Here is a 13,443-nt window from a genome sequence, read left to right on the forward strand (position 1 = left end):
CCCGCCACTGGCCGCGTGCGCATCGGCCGGCCGCTGGATGAGCTTGTTGAGGTGGCATGAGTCCGGCTGGGCGGCGCCAACGGTGCAACACCAACGGCGCCCGATTGCGGCCTGCGCACGCCCGGGCGTACCTCGAGACGGCGAAGCTGATCAGCGGCGACCCGGCGAAACCTGGGGAAGTTGACTTCAACCATGTCGCAGCGGGTAATGCTGTACTCGCCGCGATCGCGGCCAGCGACGCGCTGTGCTGCCGTCTGCTCGGGGAACGAGCTCCCGGTCCGGACCACCGGGAAGCCGTACGCCGGTTCGCGCCCCGACCACGGTCGGGTAGTCGGGCCGCGTTTCCCTACCTATGCTCGGGGTCGTGGGCAGACTCCTCTACTCGGCGATCGCATCGCTGGACGGTTACGTGGCGGACGACAACGGAGACTTCCAGTGGGGCGCGCCCGACGAGGAGGTCCATGGCTTCGTCAATGACCTCGAACGGCCCATCGGCACGTACCTGTACGGCCGGCGGATGTACGAGGTGATGCGGTTTTGGGAGGACCCGGCGGCAGGGGGGCGCTCGGTGGTGTCTCGGGACTTCGGCGAGGTGTGGAGGGCCGCCGACAAGGTGGTGTTCTCGCGGACCCTGGAGGTGCCGTCGACAGCGAAGACGAGGCTCGAACGGAGCTTCGATCCAGCCGCGGTACGGGCCATGAAGGCAGATGTGACGCGGGACCTCACCGTGGGGGGCCCGTGCCTGGCCGGCGAGGCCTTCCGGGCCGGACTGGTGGACGAATGTCATCTGTTCCTCACGCCCATCCTGGTTGGCGGCGGCAACAGCGCCCTTCCCGATGGCGTGCGGACGGACCTGGAGCTGCTAGGCGAGCGACGATTTGCGAGTGGAGTTGTCCACCTCCACTACCGGGTGAACGGTCTCGCCTGATCACTGCGGAGCTGCGCAGTGCCCTCGACGGTCAGAATCACCCCGGAGACTTACGAGACTCCAGTCCGTCGGGTGGCTGTGCGGGCTTGCTCGCTCCGTCCGCCGTGGTTGTCTGCTCGATGCCCTGGAGGCCGTGCTTCCGGAGGTAGGTGACGAAGGGCGCTCGTCGGGCTGCGACGGCGCGGGCTCGCCTTCTGCACTCATTGGTGCGACCCCAGGCGGAAGGACGACCAGCGGCGATACGCGCTTCACCCTCGGTCGCTAGAGCTGGCGCTGGAGCTAGCCCTAGCGCCGCCGGCACGGCCGTGCTGGCCTTCGACTCCAACGCGCGTGGGGTTGCTGGCTACCGCCGAACCGCCGGCGTGCTGGATGTGCTTCACATAGACACCCACGCCGCAAGCCGCGGTCAGCGAGGCGATTGCAGCGAGCGGGACCAGCCGGACGGGAGTCCGGGTCGGAGGTGCCGTCGTTGGAGGGCGCCAAGGGGCGTACTCCGCGTGGGGCGGTCACGCCGCCTCCGCCTGGAGCACTTCAGCGACGGGACGACGCGCGCCGATGCGGGTGGCGATCGTCGTCAGCACGGCTATGACCAGCAGCGTCAGGACGATCAACGCGAGAAACCACAACGCGGAGGGGAGTGTCATGGTGCCGGGGCCGCTCTTGACGGCGGCGTAGATACCGATCCCGCCGGGTATGCCGAGCAATGCTCCGAGCAGGGCAGGGACCAGCTGGGCCCCTGATAGGCCGGCGGTGATCTGCCCAGGCGTGGCCCCGAGCGCTTGCGCGAGCGCCGCTGAGTGCCGAACGTCTAGCGCGGTCGTCCAGGCGATGAAGACGGCGTTGACGGCGGCCAGGACGACGAGCATGACCGAGATGATGGTGGTGGCATCGGCCAGGCGGGGACCCAGGGGCCAGCCGGTTGCGGTTGCATGCTGGATCAGTATGGCGACAAGAACGAGACCGCTTGTGGTGACAGCGATGCTCAAGACGCTCAGTAGGAGTCGTCGCGGGCGGCGAGCCAGGAGCCTTGTGCCAAGCAGCAGCGGTGCCGGCAAGCGCGTGGAGAACCGGATAACCCACTCGCGGCGCCGTGGGCGCGGTGCCGAGTCGTTGAGCGCGGCAACCGTGCTCTGACGAGCGGCGCGAACCGCTGGCACCAACGTTGCGATAATCGCCACCCCGAGTGCCAGAGCGGCTACAAACGCGACCGTGGTCCCTGTCACGCTGGGGGCGCCAGCGGCACCCAGGAGACCAGCGGCCGGACCATCGATCAACGGCGCTGCTAGCCATCCGACGACGAGCCCGACGAGGGCGGCGCACAGACCTACTACTACGTGCTCGAAGAGGAGCACGGCGGCGACTAGCCAGGGGGTGCCCCCGACCGCCTTCAACAGACCGACGCGGCGGGTCTGCTCGGCCATTCGTCCACCGACAAGGACGGTCACGCTCGCGAGCGCCAACAGCGCCAAGAACCAGCTGCCCGTCAGTAGTACCGTCCGGATCTTGGCGAGTGTCTGGGCGTCCCCATCTTGGATGTTCTGCCAGGAAACGAGGACAGGAGCGGTGGGCGAGTTACTTGCGTTGTAACGGTTGACGAACGTCGGAGCAACCGCAGCGTCGCGTAGCTTCAGGTTCAGGAAGTAGGCATCGGGGCCGAAGGTCCCCGTGAGCTGCATGACGTCGGCTTGAGTGGCCCAAACCAACCCCGGGTCGTGCGAGGCCACCCCGTTCGCCAGAAAGCAGCCTTCTGCCTGACCGCAGGTATTGGGGTAGGAAGGGATAGCTGCGGTGACCGCCGTCCCTACGACACGGAAGCTGATGCTTCCAAGGTTCAGCAGAGAGCCGACGTGGACGTCGAGTGCGCTCGCGAAGCCGGCCTCGACGACTACGCCGCCGGGGCGAACCCAGCTGCCTTGCAGCAGCCTCGGTTGATCGACGGAGGCTGTTGTGGCGCTTCGGCCTTCGACCTCGGCGCTTCCAGTGGTGCGCCCCGTTCGCAGCAGCCTCCACGTCACCGGGAACGGTCCGCTGTGCGCGACGACGCCCGGAGCGTCCGTAAGAGGTGCGAGGGCGGCGGCATTCGCTTGATCGTTCCCGGCCGTCGGATTGCTAACCCCCGGCGTGGCCGAGGCCACTGGCCCGGCGGGCGAGCCGCCCTGGAAGACGGTGGCGACCACGTCCGGTCCGTTCGTGGCCGCGCGGGTTCTTGCGTAGGGACTGTCGGTCGTGCCGTGAACCGCCAGGCTCAGGGTCAGCGTCGCGGCTCCGGCCGAGATCGCGATCAGCAGAAGAATCGCCTGGGCCGGACGGTGGCGAAGGTCTCTCATTCCGAGCCGGCAGACGAGGAGGAAGCTACCCATCGCGGTCAACCGCCCAGGCCGGCGATGTCCGCGAGATTCCCCTGGGTGCCACCGACCAGGCGGGTCTCGTCGATGAATGCGCCGTCCCGCATCGAGATGAGCCGATCGGCGGTGGCCGCGATCCGCTCGTCGTGGGTGGCGATGACCAGCGTGAGACCAGAGGCATGAAGGGCCTCGAACAGGCGCATCACCTCTAAGGTGGCGGTGCTGTCGAGGTTGCCGGTCGGCTCGTCGGCCAGCACGATTTGTGGTTCATTGGCGAGCGCGCGGGCCACAGCAACCCGTTGACGCTGCCCACCCGAGAGCATCGACGGGAGATGTCCGGCGCGATCGCCGAGGCCGACCTGTTCAAGCAGCTGCCCGGCGCGCCGTCGAGCTTCCTGGGGTGAGCGTCCGGCGAGCAGGGCGGGCAGCTCGACGTTTTCCTGGGCGGTCAGCTCATCCATCAGATGGAACGCTTGGAAGACGAAACCGACCTCATGGCGACGCAGGTGGGCCAGCGCCCGTTCGGAAAGCTGGTCGATTCGCCGTCCGGACAGCCACACCGCGCCGGCAGTCGGCCGGTCCAGCCCGCCGAGCAGGTGCAGCAGCGTGGATTTCCCGCAGCCGCTCGGCCCCATCACAGCGACTGTCTCGCCGCGGGCGAGATCCAGGTCGACATCGTCCACGGCACGGACCAGGGCTTCACCGCTGCCGTAGTCCTTGCGCAGACCTCGGGAGGAGACCAACGTTGCCCCGGACTCGTTCATCGCCGTGCCTTCCTGCGGCCTATCCAACTGCGCTCACAGGCCGCCAACCACCGCAGGTCGGCTTGGAGGCGCAGCGCGATGCCCTCGAGCAGCAACCCGGCATCGGAACCCTCCGGTTCGGCCATCGCCGCCCGCTCGGCGTCCCTCAGCCGGCGCAGCAGTTCCCGGCGTTGCAGGTCGACGATCGAGATCGGATCGGCGAGGCCTGCCTGCGCCGCGGCGATCAGCTTCAAGTGAAACTCGGCCAGGTCGGGCTTCGGCCAGCTGACCTCGGCGAGCCATTCGCTGACCCGCTCGTGGCCTGCAGGTGTGAGCTCGTAGACCTTTCGGTCGGGGCCATCGGAGGTCCGGGGAGCACCCTGGCGGGTGATTAGGCCGGCGTTCTCCAGCCGGCCCAGCGTGACGTAGATCTGGCCGTCGTTCATGCCCTCGCCCAACGGACCGAGGGCATGGCCCAGCCGCGCGCGCAGTTGATAGCCCTGTGCAGGCTCCTTCGCCAGCAACGCCAATACCACTTCCTGCTGCATCCCAGACTCCCGACCTAACCGTTAGGCGAACTATAACGGTTAGGTCTTCAAGGCGCAAGGCCGCCCTTCGTTATCGGGTGGTCCGAACGAATGAGCGGGATTGGTGGCCGATCCGTCGCCTCGGCGACCATCTGCCGGCTCACTCGGTTACGGTGCTGGTGTGGAGCCGGAAGGTCACGCCGCGGACGGTGGGTCGTCTCTGGCGCAGGTTGCCGAAAGGGTGCGCGCGGCGCTGGACTCAGCTGACCTGGAGGCGTTCGGAGACCTTCTCGACCCGAACGTCACCTGGGGCGCTCCGGGCGACCCGTCGCCGTCGTGCCGAAACCGGCGCCAGGTGCTCGACTGGTACCGGCAGGGCCGGGCGGACGGTCGGCGCGCACAAGTCCTTGATGTCACCAGCCACCGAGACAAGATCCTCGTCTCGATGACGGTAACCTCGCCGCGAGCGACCGCCGACCAAGCCCGCGCCGATCGGTGGCAGGTCCTCACGATCGCCGACGGCCTCATCCGGGACATTCGGGGCTACGACCTCCGCGAGGATGCGCTCGCCGCCACCGGGCTCCCGAACTGATCGACCGCTCGGGTGCGCGGGACAAGGTGTCCCCACCCCCGTCCAGGACAGGGTGGGCGGGCAAGCCCGCCAGCCATGGCCCCGCCGGTCCGACGACCCGATGGGGCGTCGGCCTAGGCTGGTGCGCCGGATGAGAGTGGCGCGAAGCCGCGCGGTTGACCTGGAGGGCGCGTGACACAAGCAGCTTTCGTGTCGGCGAACCCTGGTCGCGACGTTCAGCGGGTCGGCACCGCGCGCTTCATCGGTGAGGATCCAGCAAAGATCCACCAGCCGGTATGGGCGGTGACCGGCAATCTTGGCGACAGTCAGTGTTACCTCGGGGTCCAGGCCAAGGTTGCGGCCATCCAGGTCGCACTGTCGAACCGCATCCGTCGCGATGACCTGCCGGCGCGGCTCATCTCGCCGGCGTACACGCTCGGGGTCTCCGACGGGCAGCTGAACGGCACGGACCGGATGCGCTACTCGTTGATCGGCCGCGAGCTCGTCAACGACAGCATCGATATGCACCTGCACGCGAACGAAGTCGCGGGCCTCGTCGCCGTTGTGGCGTGCGACAAGCCACCGGTCGGGACTCTTTCCGCTGCCCTGGAACACAACGCGCCCGCCGTATTCACCTCGGATGGGTCCATCAGGCCAGGCATCGATCCGGAAACCGGCGAGCGCATCGACTTGGTTACGGCCTTCCAGTACGCTGGCGAACCCGACCCGGCTACCCGCACGCGGGTTGCGCTGCATGCCTGCCCAGGCCAGGGGAGCTGTGGCGGGATGTTCACTTACAACACCATGCAGACCTTCATTGGCGTCCTCGGCATGGAGCCCCTGCACATGGTCGCCCCGCCGTCAGACGACCCGCGGCGGTTGACCGACTTCCCAGACCAACTGGTGGACTGCCTGGTCGCGATGACCGATGCGGGCATTCGTCCGCGTGACATCGTCACGCCCGCCTCGCTGCGCAATGCGCTCACCGTCACGATCGCGATGGGGGGCTCAACGAACGTAGCGTTGCACAGCGTCGAGATCGCCCGCGCCGCCGGGATCGACCTGTGGGGCGAGGTATTGAGTCAGAGCGAGTTCAACACGCTTTCTCGGCGGTTGCCCGTGCTGGTGAACATGCGGCCCTTCGGCTACTACTCGATGATCGACATCGACGCCAAGGGCGGCCTACAGGTCATCGTCAAGGAGCTGCTCGACGCCGGCCTGCTCGACGGATCTGCCATCACATGTACCGGTGAGACGCTCACCGAACAGGTGCACCGGCTCGATCCATCCAAACCGGATCATGACGTGATCCATGCGGTTTCCAAGCCGTTCAAGGACACTGGCGGCCTGCGGCTATTGAGCGGCAACCTGGCACCGGCTGGAGGGGCGATCCTCAAGGTCGCCGGCGTGGAAGGCGGTATGACGGATGGCGTCTTCACCGGCCTGGCACGTATTTTCAACGGCGAGCGGGCGCTGATCGCGGCACTCGAAGAGCGCCCCGATTCGTTCGCCGACAAAGACATGGTTGTGATCCGCTACGAAGGTCCGCGCGGCGCACCCGGCATGCCCGAGCTGCTCGATCCCACATCGCGCATCACGGCGCTGTGCCGGCGTAAGGACATCACGGTCGCGTTGATGACCGATGCCCGGTTCTCGGGAGGATCGGTAGGGCTCGTGATCGGTCACGTGGCGCCGGAGGCCTACCTCGGTGGTCCGATCGCGCTGATCGAGGACGGAGACACCGTCGTCGTCGACATCAACACCGATCGCATGGACTGCATCGAGCTCGAGGACCCGGACGTGTACGCGCGCCGCGCGGCGGCGTGGCAGGTGGCCGCGGACGCCAACGGAGGCCTCCACCCCGACGTGGCCCCGGTTACCAGCCGAGTCCTCACGCGGATGCGCGCTACAGCACGTCCTGCCCTGTGCGGCGGGGGAATGTCGGCCGGGTAGGCGCCATGCGGCGCGGCCACCCCCGCTAGGCACCCGCCCCCCGGCCAGCACATGGTGGCCACATGGTCACAGCGGCGAAAACCCGGCGCCGGGGCGTCACTCCAGACGAGCCGCACCCATGCCGGATACAGGCAGGCGACCTCACCGAGGCCGTGGACCTGTTCGTGACTGCGGCCCGCTCGGCACCGGGTACGGGCGAACCCGACCAGCTGCTTCGCCGCGCCGCCCCCCGGTCGCTGGGCGTTCAGCCTGCTTCGATGATGGTCGAGGGTGGTGCCGGGCGGGGAACTGAATGACGCTGGATCGTCAGGGCGAGGCGTCTGCCAATACGCACCAGGGCCAGGGCGGCCAGCACGATCAGGAATGGGTCCGCGGGAACACGGTACCGAAAATCGTCCAGCGCGATGACCGCGCTCGCGACCAGTAGCAGCGGCGTTAGCCAGATCAGCAGGGCGGCATCTCGTCGTGCCTCCGGCCAGGCTAAACCGAAGAGGGCCAAGGACCCGAGAACCCAGGAGCTAAATCGCTCTAGCTCCGCCCACTGATGAAGCCCATCGAGCGAAACCCCGATTGAGTATAGAAAAGTGGCGCGATTCCGAGAATGCGGGCAGAGTTGCGAACCACCTCGAGAGCTACGTAGTCGGGGTGATGCGCCATATAGGCTTCGGCGTAGCTGGAGAGTTGTTGGCTCAGTTGCGCCTCGTCGAGTCGGCGGTTTGCCAAGAGGGGCTGGAAGGTTGTGACGAGATTCTCTGGCCGCCAGGCGCCTGGAAATCGATGATCCAACCGAGCGGCGTCATTGTAGGTGCCCGCGAGGACTGGCTCCGATTGATCGGTGATCGGGATGAACCGATGAAAGGCAACAGCATCCCGCGCTAGCCATGGGGCCAGGCAGATGGCCGAGCAAACGCCGGCAAGGGCAAACGCGCCCCACTTCTGCCGGCGCGCCGTGACTATGATCAAGCCGGCTGGGACGGCTACGAGTAGTCCATTCGGTCGGGTGAGTCCAGCGCATGCGACCAACGCCCCGGTGGCGACGGCCTAGAGCAGGCCGCCCGCACGGCGAAAACGCAGAGCCGTCAGCAATGCGCCGAGCATCAGCGGGATGAACAGACTCTCGGTGAGTAGAGCCGCATCGACCAGAATCAGGGCTGGATAGACGGCAGCCACGCCGAGCGCGACGAGGCCTACGCTTCGGCCGAACAAGCGGTAGCCGAGGAGACTGATCAGAGCCACGGTGACCGTTCCCAGGACCGTCTGAGTCAGCCGTGGAACCAGGATTGCGTGGCCGAGTGCCAGATACTCACCGGCCAGCAGGATTGGGTACATCGGGGCTCGAAGGGTCGTTGGGCCACCCGATCGAGCAAGCCTCGAAACGCCGAAGCCGTGCCCGGAAGCGATGGAGATGGACAGGCGACGGTAGTCGGCGCCGTCAGCGAGGCAAGGTAGTTCTTGGTCACAAAGACGGTGGCCAACCGCAGGCCCCAGGCCAGCGCGAGTAGCCCCGCGATGAGGTAGAGGTCCCGCCTTCGCCTGTTGTTACAGAATTCCGCGATGCGTGAATCCCGGCCCGTCACCGAGGTAGTCAACATCGTGGTTGCGGACCTGACAAGTTCGCTCGGGCTCCGGAGCTTCTTCGCGGGGGCTCGACCCCCAAGCCGGATCTGTCGGCTGCCGAGAATCGACGGTTAGGCGAGGGCGTCGCCGATCAGTCCGAGCGGCGGGGCCCCCAGCGCCAGCAGGGCCTCGTGGAACCGCCGGTGCGAATACCCGTCCCGCCAGCTCGCCCGGGCTTGCTCGCGAAGATCGAGGATGAGCAGCTTGCCCCAGGTGTAGCGACCGTAGGTCGGGTCGAACGTGGCTCTTACCGCCTCGCTGCGTGCAGCCGGCCCGCGCAGGAACGCATCGGTCTCGAACGAGCGCACTACCTCGTCCAGCGTCATCGCCGACGTGTGCAGCCCGATCGCGGCCCGCAGCCGGGTCACCCGGAGCAACGCCTCGATGCAGACCCCGATGCAGTAGCGCGGGTCTTCGGCACGGAAGCCCTCTTCGAGCAGCAGTTCCTCCGCGTAGTGCGCCCAGCCCTCGACGAAGGCCGCCGAGAACAGGCTGCGCCGCACGTCGCCGGCCACCGTGCGCAGCATCCGTCCGTGCGCGTAATGCCCGGGGGTCACCTCGTGCACGGTGATCGCCGGGAGCGTGGTGCGGCTGAACACCGCCAACCACTCTTCCTGCTGCTCGGCCGGCCATGCGTCGTCGGGCGGGGTGACGTGGTACCAGGACGGCGCATCCGCCTCGAACGGCGCGGACCAGGACATCATCGCCATGGCGTAGCGCCGTGATCCGGGGGCCGGGCCGACGAGACACCTTCCCCCGGGATCGGCGAGCAGACCGTGGTCGATGGTGAAGGCCGTCGCCTCCTCGATCAGATCCCCCGCGGCGGCGTAGATGCCGTCCGCGTCCGGATGGTCGCGGAGCAGGCTGTCGATGAGCTCCGGCTGCGGAGTGCCGGCGGACAGCGCGGCGCACGCATCGGCGAGCAATCCCTTGAGCCGGGCGGACTCGGCGTCCGCATGCTCGGCCAGCCGACCCAGGTCCACGCTGATCGCTTCCCCGTCGGCCATGAGCGAGGCCAGCACAGCGGAGCCGAGTCCGGCTTCGATCCGCCCGGACGTGGCCGCGGCCTCGAAATGCGCGGTCAACCGATCGACCGCCGCCCGGCCCTCGGCGGCACCCGGTTCGTCTTGGCTCAGGGCAGCGGTCAGCCCACGCGCCGCCGGCAGCAGCGCGCTCGCAACCGGTGCCGGGACCGCGTCGAGCGAATTGATCGAAGCGTCGACTGCGTCCGGCCAGGCAGCCAGATGCCGGCGCCTCGCGGCGAGCCGCTCCTCCGCCGGTGCGTATTCCCGGTCGTAGCAAGCCAGATCGAGGTTGGCCAGATGAACCATCGGGTTCCACCGGTGAGCCTCGGCGACCCCGAAGACCGTCCGCAGCCCGGCCTCGGCCGCCACCAGGTGCGCCTGGTCATGCGGATCAGGCTCGGCCGGCCCGACTCCGAGCCGGGCCAGCCCGGCCGATATGCCGCTGGGTGACAGGTCCTGGACGATCCCGTCGTAGCGATGTAGCCCGGCGTACTCGCGTGCTTCGGCGATCTCGAGTTCGTGTACCGCCGACAGTCTGGAGTTCACCGCCCGAGGTTATCGTCGGCGCGGTGCGGCCGGATCGCTGCCGCCGAGGCCACGCTGCGTGCGGTCGGTGCGGTCCCGGAGGCGCCAGCTCAGCTCACGTAGACGTCGCCGTCGCGCCGGGTAACCCGGCCGCGGCCCAGCGGTAGCACGTGGGTGAGCATCCGGAACATCAGGCCGAGGCCCGGCACCTTGGCGAACATCCCCTGCGGGCCGCGGACCATGTGGCCGGTGGTGACGTCGTAGGCCGCCCGGTGCCAGGGGCAGACCAGGCAGCCGTTCTCGTCGATCGTGCCGCCCGCCAGGTCGGCCCGCAGATGCCGGCAGCGCCGGGTGACCGCGAAGTACTCCCCGTTGTTGCCGACCGCGTACGGACCGGCGCCGAGCACCGTGCCTGGCGGCAGCTCCGCCACTGCCGCCACCCGCAGATCCTCGTTCATTCCGCTACCGCAAGCACCAGCTTGCCGTGGTTCTCCCCGCGGAAGAGCTTGAGCAGCGTGTCCGGGAACGTGTCGAGCCCGACGACGATGTCCTCCCGCGAGGTGAGGTCTCCGCTCGCGATCCAGCCGGCCATCTCGTGGATGGCCTCGGCGTAGCGGGCGGCGAAGTCGAATACGAGGAACCCGGTCATGCTCGCCCGGTTCACCAGCAGCGACATGTAGTTCGACGGCCCCCGCATCGGCGTCGTGTTGTTGTACTGCGAGATCGCGCCGCAGATGACCACCCGGGCCCGCATGGCGAGCTGGGCCAGGGCGGCGTCGAGGATCTCCCCGCCCACGTTGTCGAAGTACACGTCGATACCGTCCGGGCAGGCCGAACGGAGGGCCGGGCCGAGGTCCTCGCTCTTGTAGTCGATGGCCGCGTCGAACCCGAGTTCCTTCGTCAGGTACTCGCACTTGTCCACCCCGCCGGCGATCCCCACCACCCGGCAGTCCTTCAGCTTGGCGATCTGACCGACGACCGAGCCGACCGCGCCGGCGGCGCCGGAGACGACGACGGTCTGCCCCGGCTGGGGGTGGCCGAGATCCAGGAGTCCGAAGTAGGCGGTCAGCCCGGTCATGCCGAGGGTGCTGAGGAACACGGGCAGTGGCGCGACCTGCGGGTCGACCTTCGTCACCTCCTCGCCCCGGGCGACGGCGTATTCCTGGACGCCGAACGCCCCGGACACGTGATCCCCGGGGGAGAAGGCCGGGTGCTTCGACTCGAGCACCCGCCCGATCGCGAGGGCCCGCATCACTTCGCCGATGCCGACCGGGGGAGCGTAGGAGCGGCCCTCGTTCATCCATCCGCGCATGGCTGGGTCCAGGGAGATATAGCGGACCTGGACCAGCAGCTCACCCTCGGCCGGCTCCGGCACGGCCGCCTCGGTGTAGTTCCAGTCTGTGGGTTTCGGCAGGCCGACCGGGCGGGCCGCCAACTCGAACCGGTGGTTGACGGCGCTCATCTGGGTCCCCGCCCTTTGCGCCCCGACCCGGACGGTCGAGGATGTCCCCGCACCCTAGACAGGCCCGGTTTCGGCGTCCAATCGCGGACCGGGCCCCGCCCAGGTCCCCGCGCCGGCGCGAGTGTGCAATTTCCGACAGCTTTCGCCCTCGGCTGAGCGTGGCCCCCGTCGGAAATTGCACACTCGCTGGTCGATCGGGCCGGCCCCGGTCGGGCGGCCGGCCGGCGCGCGGGGGACGATTGTCGGGTGAGCATCGCCACCCGGACGCCGACGGACCCGCGACGGGTCGACGGGTCGACGGGTCCCGCCGCCGCCCCCGACTGGTTCGCAGCCGCCCGCGACCGGCTGCGGGCCGACCTGGACGCCATCCCGGCGGGGGCGCCGGTCCGGCTCGCGAAACGCACCTCCAACCTGTTCCGGCCCCGCCAGCCGGTCGGCCGGGGGCTCGGTGTCGGCGGTTTCGACCGCGTCCTGTCGGTCGACCCGCAACGCCGGACGGCGGATGTCGGTGGCATGACGACCTACGCCGACCTGGTCGACGCGACCTTGCCGCACGGTCTCATGCCGCTCGTCGTCCCGCAGCTGCGCACGATCACCCTCGGCGGTGCGGTCACCGGGCTGGGCATCGAGTCGACGTCGTTCCGCAACGGGCTGCCGCACGAGTCGGTGCTCGAGGCGGAGGTGCTGACCGGGGCCGGGGAGATCGTGATCGCCGATCCGGCCGGGGAGCATGCCGAGCTGTTTCGCGCGCTGCCGAACTCCTACGGCACGCTGGGTTACGCGCTTCGCCTGCGGATCGAACTGGAACAGGTCCGGCCGTATGTCCGGCTCACCCATCTGCGGTTCGCGGACGCGGACTCGTGCATGGCGGCGCTGGACGAGCTGTCGGCGACGCGCCGGCACGGCGGCGACAACGTGGACTTTCTCGACGGCGTGGCATTCGGCCCGGACGAGCTCTACCTGACGATCGGCGCGTTCGCCGACACCGCGTCGAGCACCTCGGACTACACCGGGCGGCAGATCTACTACCGCTCGATCCGGGAGCGCCGGGCGGACGTCCTGCGTGTCCACGACTACCTGTGGCGCTGGGACACCGACTGGTTCTGGTGCTCCCGGGCTTTCGGAGCCCAGCATCCGGTCCTGCGCCCGCTGTGGCCCCGGCGCTGGCGGCGTTCGGACGTGTACTGGAAGCTCGCCGGCCTCGACGAGCGGTTCGGGGCTTCCCGCACCCTGGACCGGCTCCGCGGCCGGCCGGGGGTCGAGAAGGTCATCCAGGACGTCGAGATCCCGATCGAGCACGCGGCCGGCTTCCTCCGGGACCTCGACCGGATCACCGGACTGCGACCGGTGTGGCTCTGCCCGGTCCGCCAGCGCGACGGCTCGCCGCGCTGGCCCCTGTACCCGCTCGAACCGAACCGCCGCTATGTGAACGTCGGTTTCTGGGGAGGGGTGCGGCTCGGGCCGGGGGAGGTGGCCGGGAGCCGGAACCGGCAGGTCGAGGCTGCGGTGGACCGCTTCCACGGGGCGAAATCGCTGTACTCCACCGTGTTCTACGAGCGGACCGACTTCGAACGCCGCTACGGCGGCCCGGCTTATGCCGCGGCCAAGGCCCGCTACGACCCGGACTCCCGGCTGCACGACCTTTACGCGAAAGCGGTTCAGGGGTGCTGAGGAAACCAGGGACACCGAGGCAACCGAGGCAACCGAGGACACTGGAGACTGCTATTACCGATCGGGAAGGAGGGCC

Annotated in this window: 13 protein-coding genes; 4 read left to right on the forward strand and 9 right to left on the reverse strand. The window is 68.6% G+C overall.

All coding sequences use genetic code 11. The annotated features are described in order from the left end of the window. Positions 1-364 precede the first annotated feature (364 nt). Positions 365-928 (forward strand): dihydrofolate reductase family protein, encoded by a 564-nt coding sequence (locus VNG13_04090; protein HVA59703.1) that lies wholly within the window; start codon positions 365-367, stop codon positions 926-928. 506 nt (positions 929-1,434) lie between these two features. Here VNG13_04090 and VNG13_04095 read toward each other — a convergent pair. The 3 genes from VNG13_04095 to VNG13_04105 are packed head-to-tail and all read right to left on the reverse strand — an operon-like array spanning position 1,435 to position 4,564. Beyond that, complete coding sequence (locus VNG13_04095) at positions 1,435-3,288, reverse strand: FtsX-like permease family protein (GenBank protein HVA59704.1); 1,854 nt, start codon at positions 3,286-3,288, stop codon at positions 1,435-1,437. 5 nt (positions 3,289-3,293) lie between these two features. Next, positions 3,294-4,037, reverse strand: coding sequence for an ABC transporter ATP-binding protein (locus VNG13_04100; GenBank protein ID HVA59705.1), 744 nt, complete (start codon positions 4,035-4,037; stop codon positions 3,294-3,296). Continuing rightward, a complete protein-coding gene (locus VNG13_04105) occupies positions 4,034-4,564 on the reverse strand; it encodes a PadR family transcriptional regulator (protein ID HVA59706.1) in 531 nt (176 codons plus the stop codon). Before VNG13_04105 ends, VNG13_04100 begins: the two co-directional genes overlap by 4 nt. 160 nt (positions 4,565-4,724) lie before the next feature. Here VNG13_04105 and VNG13_04110 point away from each other — a divergent pair, with 160 nt between their 5' ends. Then, positions 4,725-5,135, forward strand: a complete 411-nt coding sequence (locus VNG13_04110) for a nuclear transport factor 2 family protein (GenBank protein ID HVA59707.1) — start codon at positions 4,725-4,727, stop codon at positions 5,133-5,135. A gap of 171 nt (positions 5,136-5,306) precedes the next feature. Continuing rightward, positions 5,307-7,067 (forward strand): dihydroxy-acid dehydratase, encoded by a 1,761-nt coding sequence (locus VNG13_04115; protein HVA59708.1) that lies wholly within the window; start codon positions 5,307-5,309, stop codon positions 7,065-7,067. A gap of 244 nt (positions 7,068-7,311) precedes the next feature. On the opposite strand, the gene VNG13_04120 is transcribed toward VNG13_04115, so the two are convergent. The 6 genes from VNG13_04120 to VNG13_04145 all read right to left on the reverse strand — a co-directional run bounded on the left by VNG13_04120 (position 7,312) and on the right by VNG13_04145 (position 11,696). Then, a complete protein-coding gene (locus tag VNG13_04120; GenBank protein HVA59709.1) occupies positions 7,312-7,566 on the reverse strand; it encodes a hypothetical protein in 255 nt (84 codons plus the stop codon). A gap of 29 nt (positions 7,567-7,595) precedes the next feature. Next, positions 7,596-8,030 carry a hypothetical protein gene (locus tag VNG13_04125; protein ID HVA59710.1) on the reverse strand — a complete coding sequence of 145 codons (435 nt, stop codon included), beginning with the start codon at positions 8,028-8,030 and terminating at the stop codon, positions 7,596-7,598. Between the two features lie 78 nt (positions 8,031-8,108). Then, positions 8,109-8,396 carry a glycosyltransferase family 39 protein gene (locus VNG13_04130; protein HVA59711.1) on the reverse strand — a complete coding sequence of 96 codons (288 nt, stop codon included), beginning with the start codon at positions 8,394-8,396 and terminating at the stop codon, positions 8,109-8,111. A gap of 359 nt (positions 8,397-8,755) precedes the next feature. Then, positions 8,756-10,255: a DUF885 family protein gene (locus VNG13_04135; protein HVA59712.1), complete on the reverse strand. Its 1,500-nt coding sequence runs from the start codon at positions 10,253-10,255 to the stop codon at positions 8,756-8,758. Positions 10,256-10,344: 89 nt separating this feature from the next. Continuing rightward, positions 10,345-10,692: a Rieske (2Fe-2S) protein gene (locus VNG13_04140; GenBank protein HVA59713.1), complete on the reverse strand. Its 348-nt coding sequence runs from the start codon at positions 10,690-10,692 to the stop codon at positions 10,345-10,347. Next, positions 10,689-11,696: an NADP-dependent oxidoreductase gene (locus tag VNG13_04145; GenBank protein ID HVA59714.1), complete on the reverse strand. Its 1,008-nt coding sequence runs from the start codon at positions 11,694-11,696 to the stop codon at positions 10,689-10,691. The genes VNG13_04140 and VNG13_04145 overlap by 4 nt, the downstream gene beginning before the upstream one ends. A gap of 345 nt (positions 11,697-12,041) precedes the next feature. Between VNG13_04145 and VNG13_04150 the strand changes: the two genes are divergently transcribed. Beyond that, positions 12,042-13,367 (forward strand): FAD-binding oxidoreductase, encoded by a 1,326-nt coding sequence (locus VNG13_04150; protein HVA59715.1) that lies wholly within the window; start codon positions 12,042-12,044, stop codon positions 13,365-13,367. The last annotated feature ends 76 nt before the right edge of the window (positions 13,368-13,443 follow it).

The organism is Mycobacteriales bacterium (assembly GCA_035533475.1).
GTDB lineage: Bacteria > Actinomycetota > Actinomycetes > DATLTS01 > DATLTS01 > DATLTS01.